The 12,188-nt window shown below is 31.7% G+C and carries 13 protein-coding genes and 2 tRNA genes; 4 read left to right on the forward strand and 11 right to left on the reverse strand.

Going from position 1 to position 12,188, the window contains the following annotated elements; genetic code table 11:
* Positions 1-504 precede the first annotated feature (504 nt).
* From B6C99_RS00615 to B6C99_RS00640, 6 genes are all read right to left on the reverse strand, one after another.
* Positions 505-1,704 carry an MFS transporter gene (locus B6C99_RS00615; RefSeq protein ID WP_086358044.1) on the reverse strand — a complete coding sequence of 400 codons (1,200 nt, stop codon included), beginning with the start codon at positions 1,702-1,704 and terminating at the stop codon, positions 505-507.
* 449 nt (positions 1,705-2,153) lie between these two features.
* Positions 2,154-2,315: a shikimate kinase gene (locus B6C99_RS00620; protein WP_086358045.1), complete on the reverse strand. Its 162-nt coding sequence runs from the start codon at positions 2,313-2,315 to the stop codon at positions 2,154-2,156.
* 387 nt (positions 2,316-2,702) lie between these two features.
* Positions 2,703-3,542 carry an aldo/keto reductase gene (locus B6C99_RS00625; protein ID WP_086358046.1) on the reverse strand — a complete coding sequence of 280 codons (840 nt, stop codon included), beginning with the start codon at positions 3,540-3,542 and terminating at the stop codon, positions 2,703-2,705.
* 150 nt (positions 3,543-3,692) lie between these two features.
* Positions 3,693-4,352 carry a LysR substrate-binding domain-containing protein gene (locus B6C99_RS00630; RefSeq protein ID WP_371265798.1) on the reverse strand — a complete coding sequence of 220 codons (660 nt, stop codon included), beginning with the start codon at positions 4,350-4,352 and terminating at the stop codon, positions 3,693-3,695.
* An 18-nt stretch (positions 4,353-4,370) separates the two neighbouring features.
* Entirely contained in the window at positions 4,371-4,595 is a 225-nt protein-coding gene (locus B6C99_RS00635; RefSeq protein WP_086358048.1) for a LysR family transcriptional regulator, read from the reverse strand.
* Between the two features lie 242 nt (positions 4,596-4,837).
* A complete protein-coding gene (locus B6C99_RS00640) occupies positions 4,838-5,785 on the reverse strand; it encodes a YafY family protein (RefSeq protein WP_086358049.1) in 948 nt (315 codons plus the stop codon).
* A gap of 135 nt (positions 5,786-5,920) precedes the next feature.
* Between B6C99_RS00640 and B6C99_RS00645 the strand changes: the two genes are divergently transcribed.
* On the forward strand, positions 5,921-6,304 hold the full coding sequence (locus tag B6C99_RS00645) for a VOC family protein (protein WP_086358050.1): 384 nt from the start codon (positions 5,921-5,923) through the stop codon (positions 6,302-6,304).
* Positions 6,305-6,317: 13 nt separating this feature from the next.
* Here the strand turns inward: B6C99_RS00645 and B6C99_RS00650 are convergent.
* The 3 genes from B6C99_RS00650 to erpA all read right to left on the reverse strand — a co-directional run bounded on the left by B6C99_RS00650 (position 6,318) and on the right by erpA (position 7,042).
* Positions 6,318-6,393, reverse strand: a tRNA-Gly gene (locus B6C99_RS00650).
* Between the two features lie 17 nt (positions 6,394-6,410).
* Positions 6,411-6,498: transfer RNA gene (locus B6C99_RS00655), tRNA-Leu, on the reverse strand.
* 205 nt (positions 6,499-6,703) lie between these two features.
* The gene (gene erpA / locus B6C99_RS00660; protein ID WP_086358051.1) at positions 6,704-7,042 is read right to left on the reverse strand and encodes an iron-sulfur cluster insertion protein ErpA; all 339 of its coding nucleotides are present in this window, start codon (positions 7,040-7,042) and stop codon (positions 6,704-6,706) included.
* A gap of 157 nt (positions 7,043-7,199) precedes the next feature.
* Here erpA and hemL point away from each other — a divergent pair, with 157 nt between their 5' ends.
* On the forward strand, positions 7,200-8,492 hold the full coding sequence (gene hemL, locus B6C99_RS00665) for a glutamate-1-semialdehyde 2,1-aminomutase (protein WP_086358052.1): 1,293 nt from the start codon (positions 7,200-7,202) through the stop codon (positions 8,490-8,492).
* A gap of 68 nt (positions 8,493-8,560) precedes the next feature.
* Positions 8,561-9,034: a thioredoxin-dependent thiol peroxidase gene (bcp, locus tag B6C99_RS00670; RefSeq protein WP_086358053.1), complete on the forward strand. Its 474-nt coding sequence runs from the start codon at positions 8,561-8,563 to the stop codon at positions 9,032-9,034.
* A 27-nt stretch (positions 9,035-9,061) separates the two neighbouring features.
* Here the strand turns inward: bcp and B6C99_RS00675 are convergent, their stop codons facing one another.
* Together B6C99_RS00675 and B6C99_RS00680 are read right to left on the reverse strand one after the other, a co-directional pair.
* On the reverse strand, positions 9,062-10,147 hold the full coding sequence (locus B6C99_RS00675) for an AI-2E family transporter (RefSeq protein ID WP_086358054.1): 1,086 nt from the start codon (positions 10,145-10,147) through the stop codon (positions 9,062-9,064).
* A gap of 53 nt (positions 10,148-10,200) precedes the next feature.
* The gene (locus B6C99_RS00680; protein WP_086358055.1) at positions 10,201-11,718 is read right to left on the reverse strand and encodes a helicase HerA-like C-terminal domain-containing protein; all 1,518 of its coding nucleotides are present in this window, start codon (positions 11,716-11,718) and stop codon (positions 10,201-10,203) included.
* 108 nt (positions 11,719-11,826) lie between these two features.
* Here B6C99_RS00680 and B6C99_RS00685 point away from each other — a divergent pair, with 108 nt between their 5' ends.
* Positions 11,827-12,042: a YdcH family protein gene (locus B6C99_RS00685; protein ID WP_034903410.1), complete on the forward strand. Its 216-nt coding sequence runs from the start codon at positions 11,827-11,829 to the stop codon at positions 12,040-12,042.
* Positions 12,043-12,188 lie beyond the last annotated feature (146 nt).

Consider the following 12,188-nt stretch of genomic DNA (forward strand, 5'->3'; position numbering starts at 1 on the left):
TAATCATTCAACAATCTTCCGTAGATAATCTCTTAACTAAAATATTATAAATATAGATATCGATAGCATAACAATACCAAAGAGAATAAACCAAAGTATTGAATCGGAATGGCAAAAAAGTGTATTTAATATCTTTTACTTTGATGTAATCAGTACCAGAAGAAATTATAGAAGGTGCAATAAACTCTTTTTTATAACTTAGTTTAAGTCCTAGAAAGTATATATATCCCATATATTATCCACAGGATGGACATAAAAAATAGGAACGAATTTTCGCATATGAATCCTAAATATGGCTGAAATTAGGATAGATACAATCAATAATTATCTTAATGATTACTGACAAACAGATAGCTACCTATTAAAATGCAACTTGATTTTGTTTTGGGAATAACCATAAAGTTATTAATGTTTATGCCGATTATTTTCAGTAAAAGTATTATGAAATGGTAAAGCATCTTATTGCAATAAGATGCTTTTTTAAAATTACGACGCAAATAGTTATTAAATTTTCTTCATATCAATAACTTTTTTGAAACGTGAATAAACAATTAAACCTAATATTACACTTGTTGATGCGATGACAAGATCAACTAAGATCGCGTAACTAACATTTGTTACTGCTAATTCTGGTACTACTAAGGGGATAACGATAAATGATAAGCCACTTAGAGTATACATGGTTCCAACTGCAAAGCCTTTATGATTAGGAAATAATTGTTGCATAACAACCAAGGTAAGTTGTAATACCCCTCCGGCCGCTGTCAACCCCATGCCAATTGCTGCTATTAAGCTCATTGTAGGATTAAGATTAAAAAGGAACATTAATAAAATTAATGCCGATAGTAGTGGCAGAATAATAATACAATAAATTGGTTTTATGAATTTTTTAACGATATAAGCAGTAATAAACACGGAAATTATTGATGCGATACTATAATAACTAATTAATTGTTTAGAGGCGATTGGATCCATTCCAATACCATTTTCAGCAATTGCCGGTAACCATTGTAATATGATGACAAAGGTTGCTGTAGTGGTAAAGCCCATAATGATTAACAAAATTCCTTCAAATAAAATATTGGGTTTGCCAATAAAATAGTCACTATGGCCTTCATTACCACAAATAACTGTATTTTTAGAAGGAAATTTTCTTGATATTAAAAATAAGAAATTTATAACAATACAAGTGACAAAGCCAAGGAAAGCATAACCATACCATAAATGATAAGTATGAAATAGAGTAACAATAAATGGTAAAACTAATGTACCCATTGAGATAAATGCTTTAATTAAAACACTCGCTGTGCCTGCAGAACGAGGAAAGCATTCGGTTAATGCAGGCATTGAACCTGTATCTAAAAATGAGTTTCCTGCCCCAATAAACATAGCCAAAAAGAAAGCAATATTTACATCATGACAAAAAAGTATCCCAATAAAAAAGATTATGTAACAACACATACCCATAAGAATAAATGGTTTACGTCCAAATTTATCAGATAGTATTCCACCAACAAACATTAACAATATTTTACCAACACCTATTCCAGCAGCAACACCACCAACACCGACTAGATCAGTATTAAGTTGCGCTGAGATTTCGACAGAAAATTGCATAATTACGATTAAAGCGATACTTTGAATAATGTAATTGGCATAGATAGACCCTGCTATCGAACAGGAGCTACTCTTATAGATATTCATTAGTTAATACTCCATTATTAATTTAAAAAATTCATAAATCTATTAAAGTTAATATTAGCGGTAAATGTGTTTTAATAAAAGAAGAAATAACCTTAGGAATTGTGCCATTAATTAATTATTATTTATATTTAAATAGTTATAAGAAATAATGATATTTAAAATGGACAAACACAGGAATTTCATCTTAATGGTAATGAACTAATCATTAAAAAAACAAATTTTTTAGTCGATATTGAGCACTTCTAAAAATTGCCCTAATATTTGCATCTCCTGATAATCTACATTGATTACATGACTTGCGCAATCCATATAAACATGATGACGATCTTCAAGTATTTTTTCCATCCCGTCAGCAATAGATAAACCCGTTAACGAAGGGCGTTGAGCGATATTCGGATCTTACATTAATCGTTCTGCTAGAATGTTTGCTGGAACCGATAAAAAGAATACTATCCATCTTTTTCTACAATTTCAGCCACAGTTTGTTTGGTGGTTTCATATAAATTAAAATCGTTATCAATAAATGTGTAATGTAATTTTTCAGCAAGTAAACGCTCCATTGTTGTTTTTCCTGACGCTCGCGCTCTAACGAGAAAGATGGTTTTATTCATTTTAAAAACTCATATCATTAACCTAGTACTCTTATATGTTATTTTTATATACATAATTAAAACAATTATTTACATACAGCCATAAAATATTATAAACAGTAATTATATCAGACAATTATATAACAAATATTTGTAAACATTTATTATCAAAATAATTTTGTTAATAACTATTGATGATTTAATTGAAATAAAAATTAATTTTAGGTCTCAATATTAAAAAATAGAAAACCGCTAGATGTGACGATTAATTCAGGCATGAGGAACGATTTATAGAAAAGTTTACCAACTAGAAGAGAGATAAGAATATGTAATCTTAATTTAATATTTTAAATAACGTTTTAAAATTATTCTAAGAAATAAAGCATTAAAGATCACATATGTTATATTTTAAAAGCCATTTTTTTGATAAATATTATCAGGATTTGGGCCTGTTCGAAAGTTTTCATTTAAACTATCGATTTGCAGCATTTCGTCTTCAGTGAGTTCAAAATCAAAAATTTGTCTATTTTCCGCTATACGCTTAGGGTTAACCGATTTAGGGATAACAATAAGATCTTTTTGCACATGCCATCGTAATGTTACTTGTGAAGCAGATTTTTGATATTTTTTACCAATATTTATTAATAAAGGTTCATCAACAACCCGACCTCGAGCTAGCGGACTCCAAGCCTCGATCGCAATTTGTTCTTTATTTAAGTATTCGATTAACTCTTTTTGCACTAAATAAGGATGAATCTCAATTTGGTTAATCATTGGCTTGATATTTGCTTGAGTTTTTAACAATTCAAAATGAGATTGATGAAAATTACAAACACCAATTGCCCGAGCCATTTTTGTTTCATAAATTTTTTCTAGCGCTTTCCAAGTATCGAAAAAATGATTTTTTAATGGCCAATGGACTAAGAACAGGTCTAGATAGTCTGTTTGTAAATCTTTTAAGGATTGTTCAACGGATTTTAATGTTAGTTCATAACCTTGATTGAGGTTACTTACCTTAGTGGTTAAAAATAGGTCTTGTCTAGCTACACCCGAATTAGCAAAAGCTTCGCCAAGTATTTTTTCGTTATTATAAAGTTGAGCAGTATCAAATGAGCGATAACCATCGTTTAAGGCCGTCATGATAGCGTTATTGGCTTCTTGCTGATCAACAATTTTAAAAGTACCAAAACCTAACTGTTCAATTGATACAGAATTGCTTAAGCTAATTTTTTTAATTAATGGTGTCATTTTTCTCTCATCAAATTATTCTAGCTACCGAAATTAATCAATTTCTAAAACAACATATGTTGTTTTAAGTTTATCATTTAACAAATATATTTAAATTATCTATGTAAATAACAACATTTATTAAATAATTATATGAATAGTAGCACAAAATTAATTATTAAAAAAACTATCTCCACAATATTGGGTTAAAAATCGATAAAATTTTTGCGCTACCGGCATCAGTGGTCTGTTTTTAACGGTTGCGACATAAATTTCACGTTTTTGACGATTTTTATTCATTGGTATCAATGAAACATTTGCTTGTTCTGGAACAGGTACGTTTATCATCATGCCTATACCGTAATTGATGGATACTAAACCAATCATGGCGTTTTCACTTTCAACATGACTAACCACATTGGTCAGTTTAACCCCTGATTCGCTAATAATACTATCCAGATAACCTTTCATACCGCTACGCTCGGTATATAAAATTACCGGCTCATTAGCAATATCTTTTAGATCTAGTTTTTTGCGTTTAGATAGCGGATGTTCATTCGAGATAATAAAAACAATTTCTTGCTTAGCTAAACGCGTGAATTCTATTTCGGGATCATCATGCAAATAAGAGCATAATCCGATATCATAACGTTTACTTTTGAGCTCTTGCACAATATTAGCGCTTAAATCTTCATAAAAAGAAAATGAAATATTTTTATATTCCGGTAAGCTAGTAAACGCTTTAATAATTTTGGGTACATACCCCATACATAATGAATAAACAAAAGCTAATCGGATATGTCCATGCGATATGCTAGTTAATTCTTTTATAAATTGTTCACCTTCATTTTACGATTGTAATGCTTGATTAACGTAGAGGAGATACTGTTCCCCTTCTTTGGTCAACTCTACATTACGCCCCTTCTTCTGAAATAACTTAATACCAACCTCTTTCTCTAATTCAGCTATAGCATGACTAAGACTTGGTTGACTAATAGAAAAATATTCGGAAGTGTAAGTATAGTGTTGATTTTTAGCGAGTATCTGAAAGTATTTAAGTTGTTTTATATTCATGAATGCATTACTCTAATCAACGATTTGTTTATATTATAAGATGGTTAACACTAAAATGGAAAGTTTCAAGATTTTCTTAAATTGAATTGCTTGTTTGCTGACTAAAATAATATTTATTAGTAATCAAATTTCATCATCTATTAAGAAAATCAAAAAATTTAATTTTATTCAAAATGATAATCTTTAAATGGTCTGGTTACTTTGCATAAAATAGCTTAATTAAATCTTTTATTCTATCGTTTTCAATTTAATTGAGACTTGTAATAAGATGTAAGGAGTTTTTCACTACGTTGAATTATTTGCTCTCGGACATGTTCCGGCTCTAAACAAATGCAGTTAGGTCCAAAACTCATTAAGATACCATAACTGTAATCATCATCAATAAAGTCAAAATTCACTAGATATTGTGCATCATTAAGTTTTTCAATATCTTTTTCAGCGCAATAATCTAATACCCGCTCTAAGATAGAATGATCGATTAATAATTTTATTTTAAAGATTTTTTGTTGCATGTTGCTTTTAAATCCCGCGAACATGTCAGGAACTGATTTGCGAATAAACTTGATTTCTGTTTTGTTGATGTCAGACATGTTGGATAGTTTGAATATCCGAAAATCTTTTTTAGCCAAACAATAACCCTGTAAATACCACTGTCTCTCTTTAAATAGCATTTTGTAAGGCTCAACTGTACGCAAAACTTTTTCATTTTTTATTTTTATATAATTGAAAGATAACAGCAACTGTTCTTGTAACGCCATTTTAATGATGGCTATTTTGTTGTTAATATTTTCCTTCGAAAACCATGGTGATAAATCTATAGCTAGTTTGCCTACATCATCTCCTACTTGATTGAACTCTTGTTGAGTTAACAAGCATTTAATTTTCTCTAGTGTGGCTGACTTTTCATTTTCGTTTAATATTGGCGAAGATAATAAATTAAGTCCTTTTAACAAAATAATAACATCATCCTTAGTAAATAACCCTTTGCTGATTTTATAATCTTTTAGGATGCTAATCCCGCCATGACTTCCTCTAAAAGTGATAATCGGTATACCTGCATTTTCAACAACCTCTATGTCTCGATAGATTGTTCGTAAAGATACAGCAAATTTATCAGCCAACACCTTAGCACTTATTTTCTCTTTTTGAAGCAATATCATGATGATAGTGATGATGCGGTTAATTTTCATATGTTAGGTCATTAAAATAATCAATAAGTAATTTTAAATATGACAAACTGTTGTCACTATTACTCCATCATAATACAGATAATGTAATTTACATATTTTAATTTGTTTAATAGCAATATATTTAAAGGAGCCAAAATGTTTAAACCGAATAGCATAATTATTTATGTTAAAAACGTCGATATAAGTACTGACTTTTATACAAAACTATTTGCACAAGAACCTATAGAAACTTATCCTGGATTCGCAGTTTTTTTGTTGAAAGATGAATTTGTTTTGGGATTACAACAAGCAGATGAAATAACCCCTAAAGCACCAAAGCATTACGGTGGTTTTGAACTATCTTTAAGTGATGTAACAAAAGATGAAGTAGATAAAATTTATTCTGAATGGAGAAAGCTTAACTTAAAAATTGAACTTGAACCACAAATGCTCGATTTTGGTTATACTTTTGTTGTTAATGATCCTGATGGTCATCGCCTAAGGATTTGTGCCACTGATACGTCAAAATTTGACTTCTGATCGCGTATAAATTTGGAGCGGGAAACGAGGTTCGAACTCGCGACCTCAACCTTGGCAAGGTTGCGCTCTACCAACTGAGCTATTCCCGCATGAGAGGTGTTTTAAATGGTGCCCGGGGCGAGACTTGAACTCGCACGGCCAAAAAGGCCGAGGGATTTTAAATCCCTTGTGTCTACCGATTTCACCACCCGGGCTCAAAACTTATTACTGAAAGGTAACTGAGTTTTGGATGTTGTGCATTTTACCTATCTTAAATATTACGTCAATAAAAAAATTAAAATAATTATTTAATTGCTCAATGTTTGTCACATTTGAGGGGATTTTTAATCAACCGTCTCCAAAAATGTTTTAAATTTTAAATAAGAATAATAAAAAATTTAATTAACGATTAGGAATTGGTTAAACACTAAAAGACGCACCACAACCACAAGTGGTGGTTGCATTTGGGTTATCTACCACAAAACGTGATCCTTGCAATCCTTCAACATAGTCTATTGTACCTCCAACAAGGTATTGTAGACTCATAGGGTCAATAAGAAGTGAAACACCATTTTTTTCAATCGCTAGATCATCTTCATTAACTTTTTCGTCAAATGTAAAACCATACTGAAATCCACTACACCCACCACCGGTGATATAAACTCTTAATTTAAGATTAGGGTTTTCTTCTTCCGTTACTAGAGTTTTTACTTTATTTGCAGCAGCATCAGTAAAGTTAATTGGTAACGCATCGCTCATTTTATTCTCCTAATTTAATTACTGTTATATTATATACTGTTGAAAAAGGAAAATACAAAATGAAAACATCAATTAGTTAAATTTGTATGGCTTGCTTGAATTTAAGTTAATTTTATGAATAAATACGACAACAATTTCTAAAGAGAAGATCATAATTATGCTTAAAACATTCAAATCAGAAAAACTTTACCAAGAAGCATTAACTTTAATACCAGGAGGTGTTAATTCGCCCGTACGTGCTTTTCATGGAGTTGATGGAACACCGTTATTCATTGAAAAAGCTGATGGTGCTTATATTTATGATGTTGATGAAAAAGCATATATTGATTATGTCGGATCTTGGGGACCAATGATTTTAGGTCATAATGATGTCGATGTAGCAGAGGCTGTGATTAATGCCGTTCGTAAAGGCTTAAGTTATGGAGCACCAACCGAAATTGAAATCAAAATGGCCAACCTCGTTACTCAATTGATGCCATCTATAGAGATGTTACGCATGGTAAATTCAGGCACTGAGGCAACCATGAGTGCAATACGCCTTGCCCGTGGCTATACCGGTCGTGACAAAATAATCAAATTTGAAGGCTGTTATCATGGACATGCGGATTATTTATTAGTTAAAGCGGGTTCTGGAGCACTTACTTTTGGTCACCCGACTTCTCCTGGGGTACCTCAAGATTTTGTTAAACATACCTTAGTCTGTGATTATAACGATTTAGAATCGGTAAAAAAACAATTTGATCAGTTTCCGGATGAGATAGCCGCAATTATCATTGAGCCCGTCGCAGGTAATATGAACTGTGTTCCAGCTAAAAAGTCCTTCTTACAGGGATTAAGAAGTTTATGTGATAATTATGGTGCTTTATTAATTATTGATGAGGTAATGACTGGCTTTAGAGTTGCCTTAGGTGGAGCGCAAGAATATTACGATGTTATTCCTGATTTGACTTGCTTAGGTAAAATTATCGGTGGAGGTATGCCGGTTGGTGCTTTTGGAGGTCGTAGTGAAATCATGCGACAATTAGCTCCAACCGGACCAATTTATCAAGCAGGAACCCTTTCCGGTAATCCAGTTGCTATGGCGTCTGGTTATACTACTTTGACCAAATTGATGGATGTAGGTATTTATCAAGAATTAGCGGAGAAAACTGCTACACTAGTTAATGGTCTATTGTCGGCAGCAAGACGTTTTAATGTACCATTTGTGGTTAATCATGCGGGAGGAATGTTTGGATTTTTCTTTACAACTGCTCTAGAAGTAAGCAGTTATAAGGATGTAATGAATTGTAATGTTGAATTATTCAAAAAATTCTATCATCATATGCTCAGTGAAGGAGTTTATTTTGCACCTTCAGCTTTCGAAGCAGGTTTCATGTCACTTATGCACACAGATAAAGAAATCAATCATACGATTGATGCAGCAAGTCGTTTTTTTAAAAACATAATTTAAATTGATAAAATATAATAAATATCCCCATAACAATTAAAATTTTAACTATTAATATAGGTAATGAATTTATGGTTAATCCACTAAAAGAAGGCGAAAAAGCACCTCAATTTTCTCTACCAGACCAAGATGGCGAGCTAATTAGTTCAAAAGATTTTAAAGGTCAGAGAATTTTACTTTATTTTTATCCTAAAGCGATGACACCTGGTTGCACAGTTCAAGCTTGTAACTTACGTGACAGCGCTGATGATTTTAAGAAATATAATGTAGTTGTTATTGGTATTAGTACGGATAAACCGGAAAAATTATCACGTTTTGTCGATAAAGAATTGTTGAATTTTACCCTACTTTCTGATGAAGACCATAAAACCTCTGAAGATTTTGGTGTTTGGGGAGAAAAAGAATTTATGGGAAAAACTTATGACGGTATCCATCGTATAAGCTTTCTGATTGGTAAAGATGGTAAAATCGAAAAAGTCTTTAATGACTTTAAAACGACAAACCATCACACTGTAGTTTTAGATTATCTTAAAAATCATAATTAATTCCTTTAAACAAAGCAGATTATTAAATTAATCTGCTTTGTTTTCGTTTTTTATATTATTTATCTCTTCAAGATTTGGCCATGCATTAATAATGGCTTTAACTAATGTCGCAAGTGGTATGGCAAAAAATACCCCCCAAAATCCCCATAAGCCGCCAAATATGATGACAGCAACAATAATCACCAATGGATGAAGATTGAGTTTTTCAGAAAACAGATAGGGAACTAATAAATTACCATCAAGGGCTTGAATTAGAATATAGAAGAAAATTAAATAACCAAATTGTGCCGTGAAGCCCCATTGAAAGAGTGCGATTAACACCACAGGAATACTAGAGATAATAATACCAATATAAGGGATCAGTACGGAAAGTCCAACTAAAACGGCTAATAATAAGCCATAATCTAAACCAAAATACCAAAATGGGATATAAACACAGATAGTTAATATAACAATGTGTAAAACATTGCCGACTATATAGTTGGAAATTTGCATATCCATTTCAGAGGCGACTTTATTTAATATGGTACGATTCTTCGGTAATGCCTTAGAACAGTACCCCCATATTTTCGCTTTATCTTTCAATAAGAAAAACATAATAATTGGTACTAAAACTGCATTAATGGCCACTGAAACTAAACTAAATAAAGAACTAATTGAAAACTGTAATAGTGAATTTCCTGTTTGCACAACTCTACTGGTTATACTCTGAATTATTGAATCGAATAGACCAACATCAATTAATTCAGGATAATGTTCTGGTAAAGATGTAATAAATTTATTTGCAAAATTCAACATATTGGGAATATTAGTGATTAAGCTAACACTTTGTTGCCAAATCAAAGGTAACAAAATCATAATTCCAGTTAATCCGACAAACATAAATAGTAGCAGCACGATCACGACGGCTAATGTATGAGGAACATTTTTGCTTTGCAAATAATTAACTGGTCTATCAAGTAAATAAGATAAAACAATTGCAATTAAAATAGGAAGTAGAATTTTGTTGAAGAAATAGATGATAAAAAATAACACAACAATAACAACCATTAATGATACCACATGCGGATCACTAAAGCGTTTTTTATACCATTCAATAAACAATTTTAACATCTACAACTCCTTTTTGTTCATTAGTTCATTAGTTCATTTTTTATTAATTAAAATTACTTTTTAAAACTACCTAATATCCCTCTAGTAATTTGCCTGCCAATTTGATTAACTACTTGTCTGGTGGCACTTTTAGCAACAGTTTGAACTATACCATCATGTTGTCTACCTTTTGACCCAGTCCTGCCAAAAATAATTGAATTTAAAAATTCCATCAAACCACCATGCTCATCTTGATTTTTAGAGTTTGGTGTTGAATTGTTTTCTGGTGGTTTTTGACCATTTGCTGTATCTACAGTAAAACCTTTTTTAAGTTTTTCGTAGGCAGATTCACGATCAATTGTTGTTAAATATTTGTCATAAAAATAGGATTGATGAATAATCGACAACTGATTTTCAGCATCCATTGGTCCCATTTTAGAACCTGGCGCAATGATCATTCCACGTTGAACGACGTTAGGTCGCCCCTTCTCATCTAAAAACGAAATGAGCGCCTCGCCAACACCAAGCTCCATGATAGTTTTTTCGGTATCAAAATTTGGATTGGCCCGCATGGTTTGTGCTGCTACTTTAACCGCTTTTTGATCCTTAGGTGTAAAAGCTCGTAATGCATGTTGAACGCGATTACCTAGCTGGCCAAGAATAGTTTCAGGAATATCGGTTGGACTTTGTGTAGCAAAATAGATACCAACACCTTTAGAACGAATAAGACGAACAACTTGTTCAATTTTTTCTAATAAAGCTTGAGAAATATCATTAAATAATAAATGAGCTTCATCAAAAAAGAATACCAGTTTCGGTTTATCAAGATCGCCAACTTCAGGTAAATGCTCAAACAATTCAGATAACAACCATAATAAAAATACTGAATATAGTTTAGGCGAATTATATAGTTTATCCGCTGATAAAATATTGATAATGCCACGACCTTGTTCATTAACTTGTAGTAAATCGTTAATATCTAACATAGGTTCGCCTAAGAAGAATTCGGCACCTTGCTGTTCAAGAGATAATAATCCTCGTTGTATTGCACCGATTGATGAGGCACTAATATTGCCATATTGCGTGGTAAATTTTTTAGCATTATCACCAATAAACTGTATTAAGGTGCGTAAATCTTTAAAATCAAGCAATAACAAACCGTTATCATCCGCTATTTTAAATACAAGTTGTAAAACGCCTGATTGCACATCATTCAAATTTAATAATCGAGCCAATAAAATAGGACCAATATCGGAAACCGTACTACGAACTGGGATCCCTTTTTTAGCAAAAACATCCCATAACGCTAAAGGTGATGAATCAGGGTGCCAATCAGTTACGCCTATATTTGCCAATCGTGATTGTAATTTGTCAGATAATACCCCTTTTTCTCCTAAGCCAGTCAAGTCACCTTTAACATCAGCAAGAAAAACCGGTACACCAATTTGCGAAAAATTTTCTGCTATCTTTTGTAGGGTTACAGTTTTACCGGTACCTGTCGCACCAGTTATTAAACCATGGCGATTTGCCAACGATGCAAGGATGTATAAATCATTACCTTCACTTTTTGCAATAACGATCTTTTCACTCATAAACATCTCCCGTTCAAAAATTGCTATTAAAACAATCAAGAATATTGTAAGCTTAAATAGTAATAACTGCTATTGTTATTATTTTAACTCATCTTGTAAGGGGGCAGTATGTTTCCAGAATATCGTGATTTAATCTCTAAGTTAAAAAACACTGATTTACATTTTCAAAAACTATTTGAAGAACACAATCAACTTGACCAAAAAATTAAAAATATTGAAGCGGGTATTGCCGTTGATACATCTGAAACGATTGAAAGTTTGAAAAAACAAAAATTAAAATTAAAAGATCAAATTTATGAAGTTTTGAAAAAAGCAACAGCCTGATATTTCAAAACAATAATTTTGATTAATTCTACTTTAAGTTATAAAAAAACCCCAAATTATGGGGTTTATCTCAATTTATCTTTTTCCACCAATCTACTTGTTATTGTTTATTTACTTGTTCTTGTGCTTTTTTCAATTTACGGTTT

Source organism: Gilliamella sp. N-G2 (assembly GCF_002142215.1).
Lineage (GTDB): Bacteria > Pseudomonadota > Gammaproteobacteria > Enterobacterales > Orbaceae > Gilliamella.

Excerpts from the sequence above, each read along its gene's own strand:
- B6C99_RS00615 (WP_086358044.1), bottom strand. The coding sequence starts at position 1,704 with ATGAATATCTATAAGAGTAGCTCCTGTTCGATAGCAGGGTCTATCTAT.
- B6C99_RS00620 (WP_086358045.1), bottom strand. The coding sequence starts at position 2,315 with ATGAATAAAACCATCTTTCTCGTTAGAGCGCGAGCGTCAGGAAAAACA.
- B6C99_RS00625 (WP_086358046.1), bottom strand. The coding sequence starts at position 3,542 with ATGACACCATTAATTAAAAAAATTAGCTTAAGCAATTCTGTATCAATT.
- B6C99_RS00635 (WP_086358048.1), bottom strand. The coding sequence starts at position 4,595 with ATGAATATAAAACAACTTAAATACTTTCAGATACTCGCTAAAAATCAA.
- B6C99_RS00640 (WP_086358049.1), bottom strand. The coding sequence starts at position 5,785 with ATGAAAATTAACCGCATCATCACTATCATCATGATATTGCTTCAAAAA.
- B6C99_RS00645 (WP_086358050.1), top strand. The coding sequence starts at position 5,921 with ATGTTTAAACCGAATAGCATAATTATTTATGTTAAAAACGTCGATATA.
- erpA (WP_086358051.1), bottom strand. The coding sequence starts at position 7,042 with ATGAGCGATGCGTTACCAATTAACTTTACTGATGCTGCTGCAAATAAA.
- hemL (WP_086358052.1), top strand. The coding sequence starts at position 7,200 with ATGCTTAAAACATTCAAATCAGAAAAACTTTACCAAGAAGCATTAACT.
- bcp (WP_086358053.1), top strand. The coding sequence starts at position 8,561 with ATGGTTAATCCACTAAAAGAAGGCGAAAAAGCACCTCAATTTTCTCTA.
- B6C99_RS00675 (WP_086358054.1), bottom strand. The coding sequence starts at position 10,147 with ATGTTAAAATTGTTTATTGAATGGTATAAAAAACGCTTTAGTGATCCG.
- B6C99_RS00680 (WP_086358055.1), bottom strand. The coding sequence starts at position 11,718 with ATGAGTGAAAAGATCGTTATTGCAAAAAGTGAAGGTAATGATTTATAC.
- B6C99_RS00685 (WP_034903410.1), top strand. The coding sequence starts at position 11,827 with ATGTTTCCAGAATATCGTGATTTAATCTCTAAGTTAAAAAACACTGAT.